Here is a 24,685-nt window from a genome sequence, read left to right on the forward strand (position 1 = left end):
TTTTATTTTGGCACACTTATTGCTTCATTGTAAGCAACAAAATAAGGAGGAAAAATTATGGAAAAGATTACACAAATAAATGACCTTGTCAACAGCATCGTATGGGGACCATACATGATTGCACTGCTGGTCGGCACCGGAATTTTTCTCAGTATCAGGCTCGGCTTCCCACAGGTAGTAAACTTCGGAAGCATAATGAAAAACACCGTAGGAAGGATGTTTAAAAAATCCAGCGGCGCAGACGGTGACATAACTTCCGGACAGGCAGGACTGACTGCAATTGCTGCTGTTGTAGGAACAGGAAACATAGCCGGTGTTGCAACTGCAATTGCCATTGGCGGACCGGGAGCTGTGTTCTGGATGTGGGTTTCAGCATTTTTCGGAATGGCATCAAAATTTTCAGAAATAGCCCTTGGCATCAAGTACCGCGAAAAGAAAGAAGACGGCTCAATAGCAGGCGGAGCCATGTATTATCTGGACAAGGGCCTTCACAACAAGTTTCTGTCATATTTCTTCAGTGTAATGGTAATCATAACTTACTTTATTATGGGAGCCGTAGTAGACACCAATTCAATAGCTCTTTCAGTTCAGGAACAGTGGGGTATACAACCGGTTATCACAGGCGTCATTTTGGCAGCATTCACCGGAGTTGTTATTCTGGGAGGAATCAAGAGAATGGGGCAGGTATGCGAGTATCTTACACCTTTCATGGGAGGTCTTTACATAATTGCAGGTGTTATGATACTGCTGCTGAACATCAGCCAGGTGCCTGCGGCTATAAAGCTTATATTTGTTAGCGCATTTAAACCGGCTGCTGCAACGGGAGGATTTGCAGGAGCTGCAATAGGTCAGGTAGTAAAAATGGGCTTTGCAAGAGGGCTGTTCTCCAATGAAGCCGGTATGGGAAGTTCACCAATAATACACAGCAGTGCCCAGGTCAATCATCCTGTTGAACAGGCAATCTGGGGTGTAGCGGAAGTGTTCATAGATACAATAATCATCTGCACGATAACTGCCGTAGCCATTGTTGTATCCGGTGAATGGACTACCGGAGTATCCGGAGTGGCTCTCACAATGAGGGCTTTCAACAAGACGCTGCCGGGGAACATAGGAAGCTATATAGTTCTTGGCTCTGCCCTGTTGTTTGGATATTCATGCCTCATTTCGGTAAACTACTACTGTGAAAGGGCCGGAGAATACCTTTTCGGACCAAAGTGCATTAAGCCAATGAGAATTCTATGGGTTATATTCATTGTGATTGGTTCCATGGGAGGTTTGGAATTTGTTTGGGCATTAGCTGACACTGCCAACGGATTGATGGCAATACCAAACCTGATAGGTCTCTTGTTCCTGAGCGGCACCGTAGTAAATCTAAAGAAGGATTACTTCAGCAGAAGCAAAAAAGAAACTTTGACTTCGGAAGAGGTATAGGTAACTGAATAATCAAGAAGGCGGTTTTGATGATTATTTTTTAATCAACAACAACCGTCTTTTAAATTCTGAACTTAAAGGAATATGTTGCATAAATGAAAGCAGCCTTTAAGATATTTATTGAAAAATGGAAGAAAAATGTATATAATTACTTATAAGACGATTAACGGAAAATTTATAGATATAAGCTTGGTAAACGTTAGCAGGGGGATTTGAGTGAAAAATACTGAGTACGGAATAACGCTGGTGGGAGAATTCAAGGACGAAGAACTTGAAAAGGAATTTCTGGAGTGCGAACTGAAAAAAACTCAAATATCATTGGCTTGGTTTCTATAATTTACGGAATCATGTATTTGAGTTTTATTTTGTTTGATTATTTATCCATGGGAAACACGGAATCATTTCGGTTCATATTGATTATCAGACTGCTTTTCATGATGCTTTCAGCTGCCGTTTATCTTGACTGCCGGTCAGTGACAAACAAAAACATAGCATATCTGATTACAGCATACGAAATATTTGCTGCAATTGCTTTTCTTCTTATACTCAATCAATACGAGACATTGACATTTCTGTCATTTTTGAGTTTGATTGCCATAAACTGCGCAATTTTCATAATGCCCAACAGGTTCATATATGTTCAGACCGTTGTTGTGGTTTTAAACGTTTTGTTCTTCATGTTCCCGGCCAGACACATTCAAAATATAGATAACGCAATGCTTCTAAAGGTTATCCTGTATGATGTGATGATCATTGCTTTTAGCAGCATAGGATTCTGCACCGCCAACAGCTGTAAAAGAAAACAATACGCTGATGATCTGGAGCTTTTGAGGCTGTCTGTCACTGACCCGCTGACAGGAATATACAACAGGGTAAAGTTCAATGAGGAACTTATGAAATGGACTGAGTATTCAAGGCGTTATAAAACTCCGCTTTCCCTGGTTTTTCTTGATATAGACAATTTCAAAAGAGTTAACGACAGCTGCGGTCATATGGTAGGGGACATGGTTATAAAGGAAATTGTATCTTCCATCAGTTCGAAAATCAGAAACACGGACATATTTGCAAGATGGGGAGGAGAGGAGTTCGTCATACTTCTTCCGGGCACCGGCATTGACAGTGCAGTAGATATGGCTGAACGCATGAGGGCTGACATTCAAAGCAGCAGGTACGGCGAAGCGGGAAAAATAACCTGCAGCTTCGGTCTTGCCATGCTGAGAGACAATGAAGATTCGGAATCATTCCTTCAAAGGGGAGACAGTCTTCTCTACGAAGCCAAAAAATGCGGAAAGAATAGGGTTGCATTTGAACGTAGAATTCTGGAAGAGGCCTGAAAATTTTATAAAATTATAAAATTTATAGTGGAAATTATTTTGATTATGTTGTATAATATAGTTTGTCTTGGGGGTGTAGCTCAGCTGGGAGAGCGCTTGAATGGCATTCAAGAGGTCAACGGTTCGATCCCGTCCATCTCCACCAAACAGCCTTGAAGCATTAAGCTTCAAGGTTTTTTTATTTGTAAAAATAATTTTGAAAATCATGTTGACAATTATAGGTATGTGTGATAAAACAATTATAGACCGACGGTCGGTCGATAGATAATCTGAACATTTCATTTCATATAGAAAGAGGTAACAACATGAAAACCAGCAAGGAGTACAATGAAAGAAGAAACGAGATACTTGACGTCGCAGGCAGACTCTTTTCAACAAAAGGTTTCGCCCGGTGCACAGTCAATGACATTCTGGATGCGGTAGGAATAGCCAAAGGAACGTTCTATTACTATTTCAAATCCAAAGAGGAAGTTCTCGATGCAATAATAGAAAGGGTAACTGAAATGATTGCATCGAGGGCAGAGGAAGCAGCCTCCAATCCGCAGCTCTCACCTGAAGCTAAGATACTCAACATATTTCTTTCCATGAGGGTAGAAAGTGAAATGGACAATGAACTGATGAATGAGCTGCACAAACCTGAAAATGCCCTGATGCATCAGAAATCTCTAAGCTTAATGGTCACAAGGGTTGCTCCCGTGCTTGCAAGGGTAGCTGAAGAAGGAATAAGCCTGGGAGTTTTCAAATCGGATTTTCCGGAGCAGTACATGCAGATTTTGCTCACATCATCAATAACGCTTTTGGATGACGGAATATTTCGCGTTAAGCCGGAGGAACAGCAGATGATTTTAAGAGCAATTATCGCACTGATTGAGAAAATGCTTGGCGTCGAGGACGGTACGTTCTGGAACATGGCTAAGCAATACTGGGCATAACATAGAGGGGAGTTACTATGAAAAAATTTATGACCATATGGACAGGGGAATTGATATCCAACATCGGAAGCGGAATGACCGCATTTGCCTTATCGGTTTACGTCTACCGCATAACGGGAAGCGTTGCATGGGTATCGGCTGTCGCTCTGCTTGCATACCTTCCGACTATATTGCTGAATCCTTTGGGAGGAATTCTTGCTGACAGATTTGACAGACGGCTCATGATGATCTGCGGAGATCTTTTCTCGGCCCTTGGACTGGTATATATACTTATAAGCATACAGACGGGTCACACAGGAATTGCTCCTGTAGCAATCGGTGTTACAATCAGCTCGGTATTTGTTTCGCTCCTGGAACCTTCCTATAAGGCCACAGTCACAGACCTGCTGACTGAAGAAGAATACGCCAGGGCCAGCGGCCTGGTTCAAATGGCGGGCAATGCCAGATATCTCATATCACCGGCAATTGCAGGTGTCATTCTTGCCGTTGCAGATATAAGGGCGATTCTGATAATAGACATTTCCACGTTTTTCGTGACTGTCCTGGCGGTTGCCTCGGTCAGAAAGAATATACAAAAAATTAAGCCAAGAGATGATGAATTCAGCTTGAGAAAGGAATTCAGGGAAGGCATGGGATATATCGTGAAGAACAATGGAGTTAAAAAACTTGTGATACTGATGGCTTTCATGTGCTTCTTCATCGGATTTCTTCAGACCTTGATGATTCCCATGGTGCTGCCCATAGGCAGCGTAAGAACTGTGGGCTTCATGGAATCAGTAAGTGCTGTGGGTATGCTTGCAGGCAGCGTGGCAATAAGTGTTCTTGGCATCAGGAAAGACTATTCAAGAATCCTTACAGTTTCATTGATTGCATGCGGATTCTTCATGGCACTGATTGGAAGCAGCACATACATTACATTCATTTTGGCAGCAAGCATCTTGTTTTTTGCTGCTCTTCCATTCATAAACACCTGCGCCGACGTTCTCATAAGGCTAAGCATCCCAAACCAGGTGCAGGGAAGAGTCTGGGGGCTCATAAGCCTCATGACACAGTCAGGATATGTTGCAGCTTACGCAACCTGTGGTGTGCTTGCGGACAATGTTTTTGAACCGTTCATGGGAGGAAAAAGCGCTTTGGCATACAGCATCGGCAAGGTGATCGGAACAGGCGAAGGTAGAGGAATAGGACTGATGCTCATTATTGCAGGTGCGTCAATGATGGCATCAGCACTGGTTCTGGGAAATGGGAAAAGCATAAAATCGATAGGGGTGGCTGGCTTTGGAAATGAATTTAAAAATGTTGAGGAATGATTTTAAAAGAAATCGTGCAGGAAACGGAGCACTGCTTATATTCATGATATTGGCATCAGCCCTTGTGGGGGTTGCAATCATGGTAGCATCACAGCTTATTACATCAATGACGGGAATGTATGAAACGGCAAAGCCGCCGCATTTTTTGCAGATGCATAAGGGAGAGATAAATCAGGAAGCAATTGATAAGTTCAATTCATCCTATGAAGGCGTCACAGCGTGGCAGACCGTCTCCATGATAGATGTTTACGGAGACGACCTGAGGGTTTACGGGGAAGGTGAATTCACCCTTTCTGACTGCAGGTTGGATATAGGTCTTGTCAAACAGAACAGCACATATGATCTGCTGCTTGACAAAGACAGAAATGCAATCCATGTGAATAAAGGAGAAATCGGAATTCCTGTAATACTTCTTGATGCATATCGCATAAATAAAGGAGACACAGTTGTACTCACAAGCAACGGTATAACAAGGAAGTTCACTGTGACTGCTTTTGTTCATGATGCTCAGATGAATTCAACCCTTTGCTCATCCACAAGAATACTCATTAGCGATGAGGATTTCAAAGAGCTTTTTGGAAAAGCAGGGGAAAATGAATATCTCATAGAAACATACTTCACTGATTCTTCCATGGCAGAAAATTACAGGACAGCATATGAGGAAGCAGGACTGCCTCAGGATGGTCAGGCTGTCACTTACAAGGCCATTTTTCTGTTGAGTGCCCTCAGGGACATTATGATGGCAATGGTTTTGATATTGATAAGTGTTCTGCTGGTCCTTGTTGCACTCATGTGCATAAAGTATACTCTCATGGCTGCCCTTGAGGAGGAAATCGGAGAAATAGGAACCATGAAGGCCATAGGTATGTCATTTAAAGACATCAGAAGTCTGTATCTTAAAAAGTACAGTGTCATGGTGGCAGCCGGTACAGTTACAGGTTATGTGCTTGCACTTATTACATCAGGTGTGTTTACAAAACACGTGAGCGAAACTTTCGGAAGACAGCCGTTTTCAGTTTTTACCGCAGTTATTCCTGCTGCTGCCTGCCTCCTTGTGTATTTCATAACCGGGAAATATATAAGAAAGATTTTAAATGTTCTTAAGAGTGTAACAGTTGTTGATGCATTGGTAAACCAAAAGGGCTTCGGAAAAAAGGAGCGCGTCAGGGACGGACTTCACAAGTCAAGGTTTATGCCGGTCAATCTACTGCTGGGTGCCAGAGAAATTCTTCATAACTTCAGAGGGTTTGCACTGGTATTCATGGTAATGCTCATTGTTTCAGGAATAATGATTGTTCCCGTAAACCTTTTGAATACGATGATGTCAAAGGAATTCATCACTTATATGGGAAGTCCGGCAGATGACATGCTTATTGAAATAGAGCAGGGAGAAAATCTTGAAAAAAGGTATGCACAAATAAGGAAGCTTCTTAAGGACGACACTGACATTATGGAGATTAAGGAGTTAAGAAGGGTGCGTGTAAAAACAACCGACTCTGAAGGCCAGTGGATGAACCTTCATGTTGACAGCGGAAATAATGCAGGAAAAGAACTTAAGTACCTGGAAGGCAAGGCACCTGCAGCCGAAAATGAAATTGCACTGTCAAAATTAAATGCAGATGCCATGGGCAAAGGTTCAGGCGAAGCCATAACATTGAGTTTTAACGGCAAACAGATGGCGTTTATGGTTTCTGGAGTTTATCAGGATGTCACCAGCGGAGGCTTCACTTCAAAGGCTGTTTACGGATTTTCAGGAGTGGATGCGGAAAAGTTTCAGTTTACAATCAACCTTGCAGGCGGGACAGATGCAGAGGAAAAGGCTTCACAGTTAAGAAGCAAGCTGGGCAATGGCTATGACATTGAACCCATGGAGGAATTCATAAACCAGACTCTGGGCGGTGTTGCAAGACAGGTGGAGGTTGCGGCGGCTGCAGCAGCTGCAATAGGATTGATGCTCTCTGCATTGATAGTTGTCCTGTACATGAAGCTTCGGCTTGCCAAAGATGCTTCGCAGATTGCAGCACAAAAGGCAATAGGCTTTACGGACAATGACGTTAGAAAACAGTATATTTACAAGGTAGGAATAGTTTCTGCTGCAGGTATATTTGCAGGAACGATGATTTCAAACATGATCGGAGAAAGCATCGTAAGTGCATCTTTCAGCATGATGGGTCTGGGCATATCCAAAATATCATTTATCATAAATCCCCTGTCATCATTTGTGCTGATTCCGCTTTTTCTGCTTGTATCATCGTCGGAAATTACATGGTTAAGCAGCAGACAGATACGGAAATATAATATTATCAATCTGATCAATGAATAGGAGAAATCATGAAGACCATATTAAAGGCTGTAGGATTAAGCAAGGAGTTTGACAAAACGACTATATTAAAAAGAATCGACATTGAGGTGAAATCAGGAGAATTTGTAGCAATTATGGGGCAGTCAGGTTCCGGAAAATCCACTCTTTTGTACAACATAAGCGGCATGGACAGAGCTACAGGCGGAGAAATAATATTTGACGGCGAAGACATTTCAAAGTTTGATGACGAAAAGATGAGCAGCCTGCGGCTCAACAGAATGGGATTCATATTTCAGCAGTCTCATTTGCTCAGGACGTTGTCCATACGTGACAACATTGTACTGCCGGGATTCAAGTCAGGAATAAAAAGCAGAAAAGATGTAAATGCTTATGCAGAAGAACTCATGAATAGAACGGGCATTGACCGGATTGCGGATTATGACATAAAAAAGGTTTCCGGAGGACAGCTTCAGCGTGCAGCCATATGCAGGGCATTGATAAATCATCCTGACATCATATTCGGCGATGAACCTACCGGGGCTCTGAATTCCGCAGCCACAAAGGAAATAATGGATATCATCAACGAGATAAACGATGAAGGAACAACAATCATGCTGGTTACGCACGATGCAAAGGTTGCAGCCAGGGCTGGACGTGTTGTATTCCTGTCTGACGGAAATATTACAGATGAAATTTTCCTGGGCAGGTACGAAGAAAAAAACACTCAGGAGAGAGAGGAAAAAATGACGCGCTTCCTCCTGAAGCAAGGGTTTTAGTGATAGGATAATTGCACTGGGAATTTTCATTACCTGGTGCTGGTTGAAATTATCTGTAATATGTAAATCAATATCATAGCAGCCGTCTCTTAAATAAGTGTAAAAGAGCCGGCTGTTTTTATGTTATTTTATTATCGCCATGAAATGGTCGCTTTTCAGAAATGATTTCAAGTGCTCATCAAAGATTTCCAAAGGTTTTGTCTTGCTCGGCAGAGGATATTTGTTTGTAATTTGAAAGCATATTCTGTCAGGCGGTGCGTCAAGTATTTCTGATATTTTTATAGGCTTTTTCTTTATGAGGTTTCTTGCAATTGAAATAGGAACTATTGACCAAAATTCCGCCAAATCGAAAAAATCACTTAGCAAGGCAATTGTATCAACAGAAGAATACTCCCTTTTAGTATTGTCCCACCAGTAGTCGTGCCATGATTGGAAGCTGGGACCGCAATAAAGGTAAATTTCATTTTGAGGGTTCAATTCCTTTGGGTGGACCTTGTCAGGAAAATTAGAGGAAATTGATGAAATCAGAACCATTCTTTCACTAAACAAAGGCTTGCTTATAATATTGTTTGACGGTATCTGCCACAGTACAAAACCTACATCCGTTTCGTAATTTTCTATGAACTTGTGTATTGTGACTGTCCAGTGAGTGCCTACATTTAAAATCATGGGGGTGCTGCTTCTAAGCAGTCTCTTGTAAAATTCAGAGAAAATACAAGTATTCAGACTATCGACGCTTCCTATTTTTAACTTGTTGAATGTTTTTTGGGATTTCCATGAATTTGTGTCTTTCAGCAAAGCCATCCACATATGTGCAATGCTAATGAATTCCTCACCCTTTGGAGACAATGTTACAACACTTTTGCCCTGCTCTCTTATAATTAACTGGTTTCCAAGTTCCTGTTCAAGTGATTTTAACCTGTAACTCACAGTAGATTGGGATAAATACAGTTTTTCTGCTGCTTTCGTAAGACTTCTGTTTTCAGCTATTGCCAGAAATGTTTCAATTTCAGAATAATTCATGCATGCCTCCCACATTGAATATCGAATTATTAGATATTATACTGCTAATTAATTCATTTTACAAATGTTTATATCTTGATTATAATACTTATAACGAATTCGTTATAAAGTTGCTTGAAAAGAAAACATTTGCAATTTACTACAGCAATGTAAAAATCATTATGGAAAGGGAACGTCTTATGGAAAAAAACAAAAAAATGAAATTGAGTACCAAGACATTTATCGGTTTTGGACTGGGAATTCTGTTAGGCATAATTTTCAAGGAAAAAATAGTCGTTATAAAGCCTGTTGGAGATTTGTTTTTAAGACTGATAAAAATGATAGTTGTACCACTTGTATTCTTCTCAATAATAAGCGGAGTTGCAAGTATAGGGGATATACAGAAGCTGAGACGAGTTGGCGGCAAGACATTAGTTTACTTTATTCTGACGACTTCAATTTCAGGAGCTGTCGGTATGGTTGTAGGCAGAATCATAAAGCCTGGTCTCGGATTTTCAATGGCTGATTTAGCAGCTGGGCAGTATGAAGCACAGCAAGTGCCGAAGATTACCGATACCATATTAAACATGGTGCCTACAAACATAGTTGAAGCTCTGTCAAAAGGAGATTTGATGCAGATAATTGTATTTGCAGTGTTCTTCGGAATTGCTATGACCATCATAGGCAAAAAGGCTCAGATATTTAAGGATTTCTGCGAAACAGGAGCCGAGATTATGTACAAATTGACATCTATAGTCATGGAGTTCTCTCCTATCGGAGTTACTGCGTTGATGGCAGCTTCTGTAGGACAATACGGAATAGAAATCTTCGGGCCTTTGGGAAAATTGATATTAGCAGATTATATCGGACTTGCCCTGATAGTTATCACATTGTATACATCAATGCTTAAATTTATAGCCAAAATAAGCATAAAAGATTTCTTTAAGCATATTGTAGAGGTTTGGGCTGTTACTGCAAGTACAACGAGCAGTTCAGGGACATTGCCTGTCACAATCAGGGTTACAGAGGAAAAATTCAATGTTAAGGAAGAATTGGCCAGTTTCTCTCTCCCACTAGGTGCAACTATGAACATGAATGGAGCAGCTGTTTATTATGCGGTTGCTGTAATATTTGTATCTCAGATATACGGAGTGGAGTTATCTTTATTCCAGCAAATCATGATTATATTACTTACTACATTAATATCAGTCGGCTCACCAGGCATACCCGGCGGAGGTATTGTAATGACAATAATGCTTCTGACTACCATGGGGCTGCCGATAGACATAGTCGGACCCATAGCAGGCATGTACAGGGTTATAGACATGGGACATACAACGCTCAATGTAACAGGTGATGTTGTCAGTACCTTATGCATAGCAAGAACTGAAAATATGTTTAAAACGGAAGATGAAAATAAGCAATTGATTTAAATATATAAGCTTAAATTGAATGACATAATTTTACCTGGAGGTTTTTAATTGGAAAATATAAAAAATGAGGGATGTCTGTTTGATGAAAAGCTGTCCGAAGATATTAAGGATAGATTTTATCATGTGGATTATGATCCTGTACATAAAACGGAAAGGATCTTCTTTGACAATGCAGGCGGAGCCTTAAGGCTGAAAACAGCAAATGATAAATTCAAGGAAATCGATGAGCTCCCAGATTGTCCTGAACATTCAAATAAAACTGCAAAATGGCTGTTTGAAATTCAAGAAAAGGCAATTGAAGATTTGAAAATAATTTACAATGTGAAATCCGGCTCATTTTTGACTTCTCTGACAGCTTCGATGGTTATGTTTGACATGGTAGGGTCAATCATTGAGAACGTACCCGGTTCTAATGTTGTTACAACGGCATTGGAACATCCATCTTCTTTTGATGCTGTTACTTCATATGCTAAGAAATATGGAAAAGAAATCAGGATTGCAGAAGCAAATCCTGTTACAGGCGGTATCGATACAGAAGAAATTTCTAAGCTTGTTGATGAGAACACATGCGTGCTGAGTGTAATTAATGCTTCAAACATATCAGGCTCGGTAATAGACATTGAAAGTGTAGTAAAGGAAGCCAGAAAAATAAAGCCAGATTTATATATTGTCTGCGATGCTGTTCAACATATGCCGCACAATGCAGTCGATCTTAAAAAAACACCTGTCGATGCAATGAATTTTGCACCCTATAAATTTTTCGGACCAAGAGGATTCGGTATAGGTTATATGTCTGAAAGAGCTTCTAAGCTGCCCCATAATAAATTAATCGCAAAACCTGTTGATGAATGGGAACTTGGAAGTCCAGCAGCCGCACATTTTGCAGCAGTCACTGAAATCGTAGATTATGTCTGCTGGATTGGAAGTAAATTTGCAACATCGTCAGACAGAAGGGAACTCTATGTTGAGGGAATGAAAAGAATCAATCTTCATGAAAGGGCTTTGATGCATAGAATGCTTAACGGTTCAGACAAGATAGAAGGACTCAGGGACATTAAAGGGGTGAAGGTTCATCTTGATTATGACGACCTTTCAACAAGGGACTTGATCATGGCAATAGAATTTGACAATATTGACTTCACAAAAGCCGTGGAAGAGTATGAAACGGAAGGCATCATAGTATTTGAAAGAGTAATTTCAAGTCTTTACTCCGAAAGAATGCTTAAGTCACTAAAAATTGACGGCGCTGTGAGAGTGTCACCTTTGCATTGCCATACTGTGGAGGATATCGATAAGTTTCTGATAGCAACAAAGAAGATAGCAAGTAAGTAGGTACGTCAGACTCTCATTATTATCAGGAGATTCTTCGTTGCCGTTCAGAATAACAATTAGTAATTTATGAATAGTCTGGGAAGAGAATCAATCTCTTCTCTTTTTTTGTAATTAATTATTCAATAATCAATAACTTTTAAATCTTCCTAATCATCAGAAGCAATTTTATTAGTGATGCAAAATTGTGGTTTATTAAAAATGCAGGTGAAATTCAACAGCGAGGATGCAGTATATGTAGCATATGTGAAAAAATTACATATCTTGAATTGAGAAGTTCTGTTGTTTTAACAGCAGTCAGCTTAGTTTATCGTTAGTTTATCAGGAGGAAATTCATGCAATGGTATAATGTTCGTGCTTCACAAAATAGACCCATTATAGTAAATGGATATGCATATCCGTTTATAAATCAATCGGTTTTTCAGCAATGGACAAAAGATTTGACTTACGTATCCTCATTCAGCTATGGGTTTGATGAAAATGGTAATTTAATTCCGCTGTTTGATGAGAGTTTGATACTGGCAGCATACAGAAACGGTGTTGCGCCTCTCATGGTTATAACGCCGCTGGATGCAGCAGGCAACTTCAGCAATGAACTGGCAAGCAAGGTATTGAACAATGAGGTTGCAAGAAACAGACTGGCAAGCAATATTTATGACACAGTTATCAGAAAAGATTATTTTGGTGTGGATTTTGATTTTGAGTTTCTCTTTGCGGATGATGCAGATGAATATGTTCAGTTGGTTTCACAGGTGGAAAGGATGCTTAACTCAATAGGTGCCGTTACTTTGGTTGCGTTGGCGCCTAAGACATATACGGAACAACCCGGGCTTCTGTATGAAGGACACGATTACAAGGGGTTGGGTGAAGCAGCCGACCTGGCGCTTTTAATGACATATGAATGGGGATATACCTATGGCCCGGCAATGGCTGTTGCCCCCATAAACAAAGTCAGGGAAGTTCTGGATTACGGCATAACCCAGATACCGCCTGAAAAGATACTGATGGGCATACCCAACTACGGGTATGATTGGACATTGCCTTTTGTGCAGGGACAATCGGCTGCCGAAAATCTTTCAAACCCCGAGGCTGTTCAAAGAGCGGCAAATGTAGGGGCACAGATACAGTTTGATGAGACGGCTCAAACACCGTTCTACAGGTATACTGACTCCCAAGGACGCCAGCATGAGGTTTGGTTCGAGGACGAGAGAAGTTTAAGGGCGAAGCTTGAACTGGTAGAAGAGTACGGTCTTGCAGGAGTAAGCTTCTGGACAGTAATGAATCCGTTCCCGGCTGCCTCAAGGCTCATAAGTCAGATGTACAATGTTACAAAAGTGATTTAGTTTTAATTTGGAAATATCTTTTCAAAATAGTCAAGACAGTGAGAATTGAAGAGCGGGATATAATTAAAACAAGTACCGGTGAATTAGGAATAGTTGCATCTGTACTTGTTTTATTTTATAATGCTTGGTTGAAGTTGAAGTACTTTGAGTCATTAATCTGATTTCCTATGTTATCTTTTACTTTAACCAAAGATAATCATCCGCATATATATGATAGTATATTGAATTTGGAGGAAATCATGAGTGTCATTAATGAAACCGTCAATAGCGACAAAGTTGAAACAGGCTGCATTACATTGGGAAGAGTAGCTCCGGATTTTACCGCTTTATCAACTGATGGATATATAACATTGTCACAATTTAGGGGAAAGTGGGTAGTCTTAGTAAGTGAACCCGGTGATTTCGCGGCTACATCCACAACATCAATTATAGAATTAACAAAGCATTACGAAGAATTCAGAAAAAGAAATGTTGAGATTCTGGTTGTTACAATAGACAACAATTTTGCAAACATTGAGTGGCTGGTAAATATTTATGAAAATCATGGAATAGTGGTTCCGTTTCCCCTGTTGGAAGATTTGAAGGCAGAGATTGCTCACAAATACGGAATGGTTAATCCGGACAGGGTATATGCCGAAAGTGTAAGAGATCTGTTCATAATAGGGCCTGAAGGAAAAATACGCGCAATATTGACATATCCGGTTTCCTGCGGCAGAAATACATATGAAGTTCTAAGGATTATAGATTCGCTTCAGCTGACAGAAGCCTACAATGTCTATACTCCTTCCAACTGGATGCCTGGAGACCTGGTCATGGTCCCAACAACTCATACATTTAGGGATGCAATGATAAGAAAAGAAAGAGGTTCAAACTTCGGATTGGATTGCGTAACATGGTATAACTGTTACACGGAATACGACTCGCTTAGAGATACCAATCGATTTTTAAATATTATAAATAGAAATAATTGAACTAAATATTTAGATTATCTGCACTTGATATAAGCAAAACCTTCAACAATAATATGCACAAGCATAATCAGAAACTTACCTCAAAGGATGGTAAGTTATTCTGTTACTGGAAACTGATTCGTGGTTTTCAGGAATTCTAATTATCATCAGTTAATTAATATTGTTTTTTTTGTTATTCTAAAGTATAATTTTTTATAATGAATTTAATTACAGGTGGATTTATGTCAGGCGATGAAAAACACAAAATTTATAAATTGAACGAGCGGGACTTGTCAGTTCTTGTCTTTTCATTATTTTTTTCATGGCTGTTGGCATTTCCGTTTGAAGGGCAGGTCTTGTATGCTTATCTTGATAAATATGACATGTATGCCTCAAGAATTATTTTTGAATCAATAATAGCACATTTGATTGGAATGCTGATTTGCTCGTATTTTGTCAGGGACATTGAAGATGCAAGGAAGGTTATCAAGATTTCCATAGCAGTATGTATAGCAGGGACTTTAATTTTTTTTGTGAAGACCATATTTTTGTGGAGGATTTCATTGGTTGTATGTTCCTTTATGGCAGGTTCATCTGTTGCTGCATGGGGATTCTATTACAAGGAGTGGTCCAAATCAAACGAACGTATTTATACGGCAGCAGATATATTGATTTTTTCAAATATCCTTATGATAGCTATCAATGTTACGGCAATCAACTTATCCGTTAACGCCGGAATATTTTTATCCTTGACATTTCTTTCGGCTGCGTATGTTTTGCTGCATAAACTTCCTAAGCATTGTGACAGTATTAAAGAATTCAGCGGAAGTGACTGCAGTAAATTAAAAATTAAAAAGCCTTTAATTTTATTATGTATCTTTATAGTAATAATAACAATCAATGCAGGCTTGATGTATCAGGTTATTAATCCGGAATTTGAACATCTCAAGTTGCTAACAAGCTGGTATTGGGCAGTTCCTTACATTGCTGCCATATATGTAGTTAAAAGACTTCCTGAAAAAACAAGCAGGACTTATGCGTTATATGTTTCCATAGCGATGATAGGCTTGTCATTTATTTCTTTTATGGTCCTTGACCGCTCTGCTGGCAGTTATATTCTGATTGACACTCTTATGATGGGGGCATTCGGTGTTTACGATTTGTTTTGGTGGAGCATAATCGGAGAAATGCTTGATTACACAGTAAATCCTTCAAGAATTGTTGGAATAGGATTGTCAGCCAATGTTCTTGGTGTCCTTGTGGGCGGCATGACCGGAAGTGCCATACGAGGTACAAGCTTCAGCAGCCTTAATTCGTCAATACTTGCGCTCATAATTGTATTTGTCATACTCATCATATTGCCTGTTCTCCATAATCAACTGTCAAGATTGTTGAAAAACCATGCATATTTGACTTCTGTCCAGGAAGGGGAAAACAACCATGAAATTGAGGACAGACAGGCTGTAATGAATGTACTCACGGGCAGGGAGAATGAGATTGTAGACTTGCTTCTGAAAGGCAGGACATACAAAATGATTGCAGAAGAATTGTACCTAAGCGAAAATACAGTTAAGACACACATTAAGAACATATATTCAAAGTTGGGAATAAAAAGCAAGACTGAACTTATCAGGATGTTTGTTGATAAAACAATATGATTTCAAATAACAAGCACTGTCACCCGAAAAAGGTGATGGTGTTTTTTAATTTCACCCTTTAATAATGATTGCAGGCTTGAATCTAAAATATATAATGAAATACGGCATTCTTTGGAGAACATGCGAATGGCAAACGGATATTTTAGCATGAAAAGGCTTATTGCTTTGAAATAAACCTAATATCATGAGTGCTGCAATTTTGCAGGTATGGTTTTTATTATTACATGAACAGGGAGGCATCATGAAACAATTTAAAATATTATTATTGGGTGGAATTTTATTACTCCTGTCCGGATGTGCAAAGCCGGCGAAAAGCATCAATGAAGTAACATCAGCTGAAACATCAAAGTTCATTGAACAAGATGTTAATTCAGGTGAAAAAGCAACAGTAGGTGATGTTGTTGCTGATGGGGCTTCGATTATTCTTTTGGAAAATACCTTTGATGAAGATGTTGTAATGACGCTTGAAGTGCTATCTGATTACCAGGCTGAAGGTTTTCAGTTTTTTGGTCAGCCTGTTTCGTTGACTGTAAAGGGAAAAGAAACGGTTATGCTCAACCAGCCTGCTGCTGTGATTTTCAAAATACCCGAGGACCAGCTGAGCTCCATAGAAAAAGAGGAAAATATATTTGCTGCTTATTACAATGGTGAAAGCTGGGAATATTTCAGACCGGACAGTGTAAACATCGATAGCGGGATTGTGGAGTTTACAACTTATCATTTCAGCGATTATGCTGTTGGCCAGCTGTCACGGGAAGAGCAGCTGAGGTTTTATGCTCAGCAAATGGCTGCCAATACATGGGCCCAACAGGAGCAGGAGAAAAACTTCATAGCAAAGTTTGAAGGGTATCTGAACGATACCCTGACAGAAGCATATGGAATAGAGAACAAGGAAACCACAAGAAAAATTCTTCAGACCATGGTGAAGGAAATACCTTATATGGGAGGTATGCTTGTAAGTGCGGCAAACGGAGATGAGCTTGAATTTGCAGAAAACTTTGCTTCTGCAACAGGCAAGGTCATACTTGATCAAATGGAACTGGACGGAGATTTCATGGGCGACTCGGTAACCATATCAAGCACCTACGGCAAAATAGCCGGTGATATGTCTGAAAATGATTATGAAGAAGCGCTGAAAAATATCACTAAAGGGCTGGCTACAGCAATCATCAGCAAAAATATTGCAGGAAAGATGCTTGTTGCAGGCGCTGAAATCATTGATGTTGCAATAACAGACTGGAAGGATAAAAGTATTGAGGATGCGTATCAGGCATATAAGAACGGATCTTCCGGCGAACACGGTTACGACTTGGATGCAGGAGATTTTGAACAGCTCAGACTCCAAATGAAAGGTATAAATCATAAAATATACTATGACGGCATTGAAGCATACTGCAAAAGAAACAAAATCAGCGCTGCTGACCTAACAAAAGAACAGGAGGAATCCATAAGAAAAAGCATAGATACAAAGCTGAAGCAGGAATTCGACAACAGAATTGCCAAAGAAGGCGATGTAGATAAGCAAAAATCATACCATGAAAAAGTTTTAAAAATGTTTGATGAAAGAGGGCTGCTGAAAGAAGGCTCATTTGGGTATGCTGTAGGCATGACATTGGAAGACAGAATTGAAAAACTGTATCTTGTCATGGGAAAAATTTTAAGCCATACGGACAAGAAATTAACTTTAAGCGCAACAGCAGGCGAAGGTGAAATATCAATTGAAGATGTATGCAAGCTTATGGGCGTTTGGTATTCAGACAGAACTAACGGCAAGACAAAGTATTTTGAGGCACTTAAGGAAATGGGGCATGCCAGGGAGGAAAAGAAAACGACAGGAGATTACGCCTGGGTATTGGTTGAAGTGATTGACGGATCCAATGACAGAGAATGGGATCTACAGAATCAATCAGAAACCTACACGTATTCACCCAGCTATTCAAGAGGGGCATATTCAGTAACAACAACATACATAGGTGAATCAGACGATTATTACGATCCGCCCTATGTTAACGGTGAGTCGTTGACAGTTCAGGCAAACTGGAGCATACCTCCTGAAGTAATCCAAAAAGACGATGTGATTTCGTTAAACGGATCAATAGCAACCACGGCGAATACGCAGTCTGCATATAAGTTTTCAGGCTCAACCGGAGCTTGGTTAGACAACACAAGGCTTGCCACCGAAGATGGCAAGACCACCTTTGAAACAAACTTCGACAACAACTATGAATCTCAAAGCGGAACAGTTACAGCAACATTTGGGGAAGGAAGCGAAGGATCCAAAAAGGTAATCGAAATAAATTTATACAGCAGCAATAAAATGTTTACACAGTTTGTCTATGAGTGGAAGGCAGTCGGTTCTGATTAAGGTGTTATATGGATGAAGATGTGAATGTATTATTAAGGTGGAGAGTCAATGTTCCAATTTTCAAGAGTTCTATAATCATAAAGCAATTGGGAATTGCTGTAGGTATACCATTTGGTCTTGTGCTTGTGTTCATTTTGTTTTCATCTGGAATGAACAAAGATACATTATATGCAGTTGCTCTGATAGTTGCATTGCTGGTTTTGACCTTTTGTTTTGTGGCAGTTGTTTATGGCGGGAAATATAACGTTGAATATAACATTGTTGATGAAGGAATTAAATGTTTTTATGGGGGAAAACATGCTGCCAAGAACAAAGTGGTTAACAATCTGACAGTGTTGGCTGGAATATTGTCTGGTAAGCCGGCTGTAACAGGTGCCGGCTTACTGGCACAATCGAAAGGTGCTATATTTATGCCATGGAAAGGCATAAAAAGTATAAGGTATTTGGAAAATGAAAGGGCAATATTAATTTATGGGGGATTTTCAAAAAGAATTTCATTGTTTTGCACAACAGAAAATTACGAGGAAGTTAAGAAAGTAATTAGAGGAAAAACAAATGCATAGGAAGGCATTAGGAAGGATCATTGTTTCCTTGATCGGTGCTTCATTGATAATGTACTCAGTAAGTACAATTTTACTTGGAATAATAGGTGAAAGTAGTTCTGCAGCAATAACAAACGTGAGAAGAGAAGCAGGAGAATTGAACAGTTCAAGATCAGGTTACTATATGTACAATATAAGCTATTCCTTCACACTTCCAAACGGTGAAACAGTCGAAGGCTATGACAGGAAGTTCAGTGACGGAGCATATGTAAAAAAGCTAGGCACCATAGTCATAGTAAGATACCTTGAGAAGTTCCCTCAAATAAATGCAGTAGAAGAAGATACACAGTTGAACCTGGGAAAAATGGTTTTGGTGTCAGCTGGTTTATGCTTGATATTTATCATAAATAAGAAGGAATGATAATCAGACAAAATTAGTGCAAATTATGGTATAATGGAGTATAATTAAGCATCATGAGGAAATGTCGGAGGCATCTATGTTTAAGATTTTAGTGGTTGAAGATGATAAGCATGCTAGAAAGCTGATGGAAGCAGTCTTAAAGAGGGACGGCTACCAGGTTTTCACTGCCGCAGATGGGGAGAAGGCGCTTGAACTGATGGATTCGGAGCACATTGATCTTATCCTGCTTGATATCATGATGCCTCATATGGACGGATATTCTTTTGCCAAAGAGCTTCGGGGCGCAGGAGATATGACTCCCATACTGATGACTTCCGCAAAGCAGCTGCCTGAGGATAAAAAACTGGGTTTTCTCGTGGGAACGGATGATTATATGACAAAGCCCATCGATACGGAGGAAATGCTCCTAAGAATCAAGGCACTTCTGCGCCGCTCACAGATTGTCAACGAACGTAAACTGGTAATAGGCAGCGTTACCCTGGATTATGATGCATTGACTGTCACTCGCGGTGATGAAAAACATACGCTGCCTCAAAAGGAGTTCTATCTGCTGTACAAGCTGCTTTCCTATCCGGACAAGATATTTACACGAATTCAGATTATGGACGAAATATGGGGAATGGAAACGGAAAGCGGAGATACGACTGTGAATGTACATATAAACAGGCTGCGCAAGAAATTTGAGGGATATCCGGAATTCGAACTGGTATCAGTCAGAGGTCTCGGTTACAAGGCGGTGAAAAAATGAAAAAAATGAGGTTCAACAGAATTGGCTTGACCATTGCGTTTTCGTTTCTGACGTTTTCTATATTTTTAATTACTTCAGCAATTATTTCCTTTATTGTGCTTTTGTCGGTTAAGATGGGGCTCATAGACGTGACCCAGCCCCATAACCGCATTTTTTTCATGATTATTCCACTTCTTTTCAGTGTTGCAATAGGAACAATGGTGTCTTTTATAACGGGACCTGTTTTCCTGAAGCCCATAAGAAAGATAATAGATGCCACAAACAAGCTGGCGAGAGGTGATTTCTCCGTGAGGCTGAATATTACCAAGCCGCCTGAACTTGTGGAGCTCTCTGACAGTTTTAACCAGATGGCGGAGGAACTTGGAGGCATAGAGGTTTTGCGCTCGGATTTCGTCAACAACTTTTCCCATGAGTTCAAGACGCCCATAGTGTCCATAAAGGGTTTCGCAGAAATGCTCAAACACGATGATTTAACACAGGAAGAAAGGGATGAATATCTGGATATCATCATTGATGAATCCGTAAGGCTTGCTTCTCTGGCCACCAATGTGCTGTACATGTCTAAAATCGAAACGCAGTCAATTCTGACAGAAAGAAATGATTTCAATGCAGGAGAACATCTGAGACAATGCATTCTCATTCTTGAAGCGAAGTTTTCCAAGAAAAATGTTGAAATAAATGCAGATATACAGGATTTCAACATGCGTGGCAATAAGGAGATGCTCAGTCAGGTATGGGTTAACCTGCTTGATAACGCCATAAAATTTTCAGATGAAGGCGGAACTGTGGAGGTGGTGCTCAGGCAGGAAGCAAATGAAGCGGTAGCCCTGATCATGGATAACGGATGCGGCATCGATGAAAACTCTAAAAATCATATTTTTGATAAGTTTTATCAGGCCGATAAGTCCCATGCTACTTCCGGCAATGGCATAGGACTGGCTGTTGCCAAGAAGATAGTTGATTTGCATGGAGGAACAATCACCTTTGAAAGTGAGCCTGACAGAGGAACGGTTTTCTGTGTCAGACTTCCTGTGGGCTGTTGAATAAAATAAAAACGCATTGCATTGAAAAATAGTGATGCGTTTATTTTTTTGCCTCAGTTTATTTACAGTTTATTTTTCTGTTGTAATATATGGCGTACAGAATAAGCATGCAAAATATGGAGGAGGTTTTAACATGTCCAAAAATAAATCAGATGACAAGGGCAAAGATGTGTTCAATTCTGCTGTTGATGAAAATAAAGAATATCCGGGTGAAAGCGGTGACGCTGTAAAGAAAAACAAAGCTTTCATCATGAGAAAAATCCGCTTAAGCAACAAGAAAGGTGTGATTTTCATCGCTGCAATCATACTTGTAGGAGCAGTCTGTTTGACTGCATTCGGTTTCGGCAGGGAATCATCTTCCCAGGAGGGCAGCAGCTATGCAAATTATGCGGTGGGCAAAAAGGACATAACTCAGACGCTAAGCGGAACCGGCACACTGAAGCCGGCAGATTCATATACCGTAACGACGCTGCTATCAGGTGAGATACTCAATGCTCCTGTTGAAGAAGGCGACGTGGTTGACAAAAATACAATTCTTTTTGAAATTGACAGTTCAGACATATCCATAAACATTGAACAAAGCAAGCTGTCACTTTCTCAGAGCCAGAGAAATTACAGTCAGAAGCTGAGCTCTCTTGATGACCTGAATGCCAAGGCAGGTGAATCAGGAACGGTCACAGAGCTTCTTGTGGATATAGGAGACAAGGTTACAGCCGGACAGACTGTTGCCCGTGTAAGAAACAGCACCGCAATGAGTCTGGTGATTCCCTTTGGCACCAATGACGCAGTAAATCTTACTGTTGGTCAGACTGCCGTTGTTACGCTTGACAGCACCTTTGAGCAGATAAACGGCAGGGTTGAAGATATAAGTGCTGTGGATGAACGTCTTGACGGCAATATGCTTGTTCGCTATGTCACCATCGAAGTGCAAAATCCCGGAGGAATCTATCCGGATCAGGCAGCCACGGCTATGGTTGGCGACGTTGCCTGCAACGGGAGCGGAACGTTCGCATATAAAAGTGAATCAACTGTTACAGCTGGTGTTTCAGGAGAAGTTAAAGCCATATATTATGAAGAGGGAGACAGTGTTTCCAAGAATCAGACAATTCTCGCCCTGTCAAGCGACAGCCTGGAGACTGACGTTGCCAACAGCGGAGACTCTCTTCAAAGCAGCGAGCTTTCCCTGGAAAACCAATACAGGCAGCTTGAGGATTACACCATAACTTCTCCTATTGCCGGTACGATTATTGAAAAGAACTATAAGACGGGGGATACAATGGAAGCAGGGGAAACCCTGTGCGTAATATTTGATCTTTCATATCTCACCATGACTCTTAATGTGGATGAACTGGATATTGCAAAGGTCAAGGTGGGTCAGCAGGTCAAGGTCACCGCTGAAGCCCTTCCCGGAGAGACATATGAAGGGGTGGTGACAAAGGTAAACATCAACGGTACCACCAGCAATGGAACCACTTCCTATCCTGTAGAGATACGCATTGATGAAAAGGAGAATTTGCTGCCGGGAATGAATGTGCAGGCTGAGATAGTGGTTGCATCGCATTCAAATTCCATTGTGGTTCCGGTGGATGCACTTTCACGGGGAAACAGGATTCTAGTTAAGACAAATGCTGCTTCACAGGAAGAAGGTGTACCTGCAGGCTTTGAATACAGGCAGGTTACCACAGGAATAAGTGACGATGAATACATTGAAATCACCGATGGTCTAAAAGAAGGGGATGTAATTGCATACATGGAAGATTCAGTTCCTGAGACTACCGGTTTTGCATTCCCGCAAAGGGGCGGGCAGGAAACACCGGCAGGACCGGGCGGGGGTAATCTGCAATGAAGCCGCTTATTGAGTTGAACAGACTTTCAAAATTATATCATATGGGAGATACTGTCGTCCGGGCTGCTGATGAAATATCCTTTAAAATTCATGCTGGAGAATTTGTGGCTATCGTGGGGCAGTCAGGTTCCGGAAAGTCCACCTGCATGAATATAATCGGCTGCCTTGACGTACCCACATCCGGCGAATATCTTCTCAACGGAAGAAACGTAGGCAACATGGATGACAGGGAACTGGCCCTCATAAGGAATAAAATGATAGGGTTCATATTTCAGCAGTACAATTTGCTGCCTAAGCTTAATGTAATTGAAAACGTGGAACTGAGCATGTTCTATGCCGGTCTGTCTGATAAGGAAATGCGTGAGCGGGCCTTGAATTCGCTTGAGAGAGTGGGTTTGTCGGGTAAACTGAAAAACTACCCCAATCAGCTGTCCGGCGGTCAGCAGCAGAGGGTCTCCATTGCACGTGCTCTGGCAGGAAACCCATCTGTGATTCTTGCCGATGAGCCTACCGGTGCCCTTGACTCCAAGACGGGTGTAGAGGTACTCGGACTGCTAAAGGAATTGCACAAGGAAGGTAACACTATTGTGCTTATTACCCATGACAATTCCATTGCCATGCAGGCGCAGCGGATAATCCGGCTGCAGGACGGCAGGGTTATCCATGACGGTCAGACATCTGAAGAAAAGACATTTAATGAACCATCGGAGGAAATGACATCATGAAAATAACGCGGACTTTCAAACTTGCCATTCGCAGCATTTTAAGCAGCAAGGCACGGTCTTTTCTTACCATGCTGGGCATCATCATCGGTGTGGCGGCGGTAATCATCATAGTAGGGCTAGGCAACGGCATGGAAAACTACATGGTGGATAACTTCAAGAGCATGGGAACGAACATCCTGACAGTCAACGTGTCCGGAAGAAGCAGCAACAGAAGTATTTCCGTCGATGATATGTATGCTGCGGCTGACGGAAATCCTGAACTTTTCACATCCATGTCACCTACTGTGAATGTAATGGGAACGGTAAAGGTCGGCAGCGAGGAGCTGGAGGACACCAGTGTTTCAGGAGTAAGCGAGGATTACCGCGAAATGAAGATGTTTACCATGGCCACGGGACGCTTCATAAAGTATGCCGATGTGCTGAACCGTACCAGGATGTGCGTCATAGGCAGCTATATTTCTGATGAATGGTTTTCCGGCAATGCGCTGGGGCAGACCATTAAGATCAATAACGACTATTTTATAATAACCGGCGTACTCGATGAGATTGCTGACAGCACGGAAGGAAGCAGCGATGACTGCATTTTCATTCCATATACTACGGCAGCCAAGCTCACAGGAACAGGCACCATAAGCAGTTATTCCTTTGCCATGGTCACAGAGGATAAGGTCAAGGAATCAAAGGATGCCTTGAATGCGGTGCTGTACAAAAAATTCGGCAGCACGGACGCATATTCTCTGATGAGTATGTCTGAGATGCTTGACATGATGACCAGCATGATAGACATTGTCGTAACTGTATTGACTGTGATTGCTGGCATATCACTACTTGTAGGCGGCATAGGAATCATGAACATCATGCTGGTGTCCGTTTCCGAAAGGACAAGGGAAATCGGCATACGCAAGGCTCTGGGTGCCCAGTACGGCAACATTTTACTCCAGTTTGTAATTGAAGCAGGAACAACCAGCGCCATAGGCGGTGTAATAGGCATTGCCATCGGCTACATGCTGTCATCACTGGGGAGTGTTGTCATTTCAAGGATGATGTCGGCTGATCTTGTTATTACGCCGTCCATGTGGTCTGTGCTGCTGGCTTTTGGCGTATCTGTAGGCATTGGCATACTGTTTGGATATCTGCCTGCACGAAAGGCAGCAAGGCTCAATCCCATAGACGCTTTGCGCTATGAGTAACTATA

20 protein-coding genes and 1 tRNA gene are annotated in these 24,685 nt (G+C 41.1%); 20 read left to right on the forward strand and 1 reads right to left on the reverse strand.

The genetic code is table 11. From position 1 onward, the window contains the following. Positions 1-57 precede the first annotated feature (57 nt). The 7 genes from AAGU76_RS13670 (at position 58) to AAGU76_RS13700 (ending at position 8,085) form a co-directional block, all read left to right on the forward strand. Positions 58-1,431: a sodium:alanine symporter family protein gene (locus AAGU76_RS13670; protein WP_342486067.1), complete on the forward strand. Its 1,374-nt coding sequence runs from the start codon at positions 58-60 to the stop codon at positions 1,429-1,431. Between the two features lie 365 nt (positions 1,432-1,796). Further along, positions 1,797-2,765, forward strand: coding sequence for a GGDEF domain-containing protein (locus tag AAGU76_RS13675; protein WP_342486068.1), 969 nt, complete (start codon positions 1,797-1,799; stop codon positions 2,763-2,765). Between the two features lie 69 nt (positions 2,766-2,834). Continuing rightward, positions 2,835-2,910 (forward strand) — tRNA-Ala (locus tag AAGU76_RS13680). Positions 2,911-3,070: 160 nt separating this feature from the next. Beyond that, complete coding sequence (locus AAGU76_RS13685) at positions 3,071-3,697, forward strand: TetR/AcrR family transcriptional regulator (protein ID WP_342486069.1); 627 nt, start codon at positions 3,071-3,073, stop codon at positions 3,695-3,697. A 17-nt stretch (positions 3,698-3,714) separates the two neighbouring features. Beyond that, positions 3,715-5,007, forward strand: a complete 1,293-nt coding sequence (locus tag AAGU76_RS13690) for an MFS transporter (RefSeq protein WP_342486070.1) — start codon at positions 3,715-3,717, stop codon at positions 5,005-5,007. Then, a complete protein-coding gene (locus AAGU76_RS13695) occupies positions 4,982-7,330 on the forward strand; it encodes an ABC transporter permease (RefSeq protein ID WP_342486308.1) in 2,349 nt (782 codons plus the stop codon). Before AAGU76_RS13690 ends, AAGU76_RS13695 begins: the two co-directional genes overlap by 26 nt. An 8-nt stretch (positions 7,331-7,338) precedes the next feature. After that, entirely contained in the window at positions 7,339-8,085 is a 747-nt protein-coding gene (locus tag AAGU76_RS13700; protein WP_342486071.1) for an ABC transporter ATP-binding protein, read from the forward strand. 123 nt (positions 8,086-8,208) lie between these two features. On the opposite strand, the gene AAGU76_RS13705 is transcribed toward AAGU76_RS13700, so the two are convergent. Further along, positions 8,209-9,108 (reverse strand): LysR family transcriptional regulator, encoded by a 900-nt coding sequence (locus AAGU76_RS13705; protein WP_342486072.1) that lies wholly within the window; start codon positions 9,106-9,108, stop codon positions 8,209-8,211. A gap of 179 nt (positions 9,109-9,287) precedes the next feature. Between AAGU76_RS13705 and AAGU76_RS13710 the strand changes: the two genes are divergently transcribed. The 13 genes from AAGU76_RS13710 (at position 9,288) to AAGU76_RS13770 (ending at position 24,680) form a co-directional block, all read left to right on the forward strand. After that, entirely contained in the window at positions 9,288-10,520 is a 1,233-nt protein-coding gene (locus AAGU76_RS13710; protein ID WP_342486073.1) for a dicarboxylate/amino acid:cation symporter, read from the forward strand. Between the two features lie 48 nt (positions 10,521-10,568). Then, entirely contained in the window at positions 10,569-11,852 is a 1,284-nt protein-coding gene (locus AAGU76_RS13715) for an aminotransferase class V-fold PLP-dependent enzyme (protein ID WP_342486074.1), read from the forward strand. 332 nt (positions 11,853-12,184) lie between these two features. Next, the gene (locus tag AAGU76_RS13720) at positions 12,185-13,192 is read left to right on the forward strand and encodes a glycosyl hydrolase family 18 protein (RefSeq protein WP_342486075.1); all 1,008 of its coding nucleotides are present in this window, start codon (positions 12,185-12,187) and stop codon (positions 13,190-13,192) included. 239 nt (positions 13,193-13,431) lie between these two features. After that, positions 13,432-14,163, forward strand: a complete 732-nt coding sequence (locus tag AAGU76_RS13725) for a redoxin domain-containing protein (RefSeq protein ID WP_342486076.1) — start codon at positions 13,432-13,434, stop codon at positions 14,161-14,163. 221 nt (positions 14,164-14,384) lie between these two features. Beyond that, positions 14,385-15,800, forward strand: a complete 1,416-nt coding sequence (locus tag AAGU76_RS13730) for a LuxR family transcriptional regulator (protein WP_342486077.1) — start codon at positions 14,385-14,387, stop codon at positions 15,798-15,800. 241 nt (positions 15,801-16,041) lie between these two features. Continuing rightward, on the forward strand, positions 16,042-18,165 hold the full coding sequence (locus AAGU76_RS13735) for a hypothetical protein (protein ID WP_342486078.1): 2,124 nt from the start codon (positions 16,042-16,044) through the stop codon (positions 18,163-18,165). Positions 18,166-18,173: 8 nt separating this feature from the next. Beyond that, a complete protein-coding gene (locus AAGU76_RS13740; protein WP_342486079.1) occupies positions 18,174-18,728 on the forward strand; it encodes a hypothetical protein in 555 nt (184 codons plus the stop codon). Next, the gene (locus tag AAGU76_RS13745; protein ID WP_342486080.1) at positions 18,721-19,128 is read left to right on the forward strand and encodes a hypothetical protein; all 408 of its coding nucleotides are present in this window, start codon (positions 18,721-18,723) and stop codon (positions 19,126-19,128) included. The genes AAGU76_RS13740 and AAGU76_RS13745 overlap by 8 nt, the downstream gene beginning before the upstream one ends. A 76-nt stretch (positions 19,129-19,204) precedes the next feature. After that, a complete protein-coding gene (locus tag AAGU76_RS13750; protein WP_342486081.1) occupies positions 19,205-19,876 on the forward strand; it encodes a response regulator transcription factor in 672 nt (223 codons plus the stop codon). Beyond that, positions 19,873-20,919 (forward strand): HAMP domain-containing sensor histidine kinase, encoded by a 1,047-nt coding sequence (locus AAGU76_RS13755; protein ID WP_342486082.1) that lies wholly within the window; start codon positions 19,873-19,875, stop codon positions 20,917-20,919. Before AAGU76_RS13750 ends, AAGU76_RS13755 begins: the two co-directional genes overlap by 4 nt. Before the next feature lie 133 nt (positions 20,920-21,052). Then, positions 21,053-22,765, forward strand: coding sequence for an efflux RND transporter periplasmic adaptor subunit (locus AAGU76_RS13760; RefSeq protein ID WP_342486083.1), 1,713 nt, complete (start codon positions 21,053-21,055; stop codon positions 22,763-22,765). After that, positions 22,762-23,490: an ABC transporter ATP-binding protein gene (locus AAGU76_RS13765; RefSeq protein WP_342486084.1), complete on the forward strand. Its 729-nt coding sequence runs from the start codon at positions 22,762-22,764 to the stop codon at positions 23,488-23,490. Before AAGU76_RS13760 ends, AAGU76_RS13765 begins: the two co-directional genes overlap by 4 nt. After that, a complete protein-coding gene (locus tag AAGU76_RS13770; RefSeq protein ID WP_342486085.1) occupies positions 23,487-24,680 on the forward strand; it encodes an ABC transporter permease in 1,194 nt (397 codons plus the stop codon). Before AAGU76_RS13765 ends, AAGU76_RS13770 begins: the two co-directional genes overlap by 4 nt. Positions 24,681-24,685: the final 5 nt, after the last annotated feature.

The organism is Sedimentibacter sp., from assembly GCF_038562225.1.
Lineage (GTDB): Bacteria > Bacillota > Clostridia > Tissierellales > Sedimentibacteraceae > Sedimentibacter.

Excerpts from the sequence above, each read along its gene's own strand:
- AAGU76_RS13670 (WP_342486067.1), top strand. The coding sequence starts at position 58 with ATGGAAAAGATTACACAAATAAATGACCTTGTCAACAGCATCGTATGG.
- AAGU76_RS13685 (WP_342486069.1), top strand. The coding sequence starts at position 3,071 with ATGAAAACCAGCAAGGAGTACAATGAAAGAAGAAACGAGATACTTGAC.
- AAGU76_RS13690 (WP_342486070.1), top strand. The coding sequence starts at position 3,715 with ATGAAAAAATTTATGACCATATGGACAGGGGAATTGATATCCAACATC.
- AAGU76_RS13695 (WP_342486308.1), top strand. The coding sequence starts at position 4,982 with ATGAATTTAAAAATGTTGAGGAATGATTTTAAAAGAAATCGTGCAGGA.
- AAGU76_RS13700 (WP_342486071.1), top strand. The coding sequence starts at position 7,339 with ATGAAGACCATATTAAAGGCTGTAGGATTAAGCAAGGAGTTTGACAAA.
- AAGU76_RS13705 (WP_342486072.1), bottom strand. The coding sequence starts at position 9,108 with ATGAATTATTCTGAAATTGAAACATTTCTGGCAATAGCTGAAAACAGA.
- AAGU76_RS13710 (WP_342486073.1), top strand. The coding sequence starts at position 9,288 with ATGGAAAAAAACAAAAAAATGAAATTGAGTACCAAGACATTTATCGGT.
- AAGU76_RS13720 (WP_342486075.1), top strand. The coding sequence starts at position 12,185 with ATGCAATGGTATAATGTTCGTGCTTCACAAAATAGACCCATTATAGTA.
- AAGU76_RS13725 (WP_342486076.1), top strand. The coding sequence starts at position 13,432 with ATGAGTGTCATTAATGAAACCGTCAATAGCGACAAAGTTGAAACAGGC.
- AAGU76_RS13730 (WP_342486077.1), top strand. The coding sequence starts at position 14,385 with ATGTCAGGCGATGAAAAACACAAAATTTATAAATTGAACGAGCGGGAC.
- AAGU76_RS13735 (WP_342486078.1), top strand. The coding sequence starts at position 16,042 with ATGAAACAATTTAAAATATTATTATTGGGTGGAATTTTATTACTCCTG.
- AAGU76_RS13740 (WP_342486079.1), top strand. The coding sequence starts at position 18,174 with ATGGATGAAGATGTGAATGTATTATTAAGGTGGAGAGTCAATGTTCCA.
- AAGU76_RS13745 (WP_342486080.1), top strand. The coding sequence starts at position 18,721 with ATGCATAGGAAGGCATTAGGAAGGATCATTGTTTCCTTGATCGGTGCT.
- AAGU76_RS13750 (WP_342486081.1), top strand. The coding sequence starts at position 19,205 with ATGTTTAAGATTTTAGTGGTTGAAGATGATAAGCATGCTAGAAAGCTG.
- AAGU76_RS13755 (WP_342486082.1), top strand. The coding sequence starts at position 19,873 with ATGAAAAAAATGAGGTTCAACAGAATTGGCTTGACCATTGCGTTTTCG.
- AAGU76_RS13760 (WP_342486083.1), top strand. The coding sequence starts at position 21,053 with ATGTCCAAAAATAAATCAGATGACAAGGGCAAAGATGTGTTCAATTCT.
- AAGU76_RS13765 (WP_342486084.1), top strand. The coding sequence starts at position 22,762 with ATGAAGCCGCTTATTGAGTTGAACAGACTTTCAAAATTATATCATATG.
- AAGU76_RS13770 (WP_342486085.1), top strand. The coding sequence starts at position 23,487 with ATGAAAATAACGCGGACTTTCAAACTTGCCATTCGCAGCATTTTAAGC.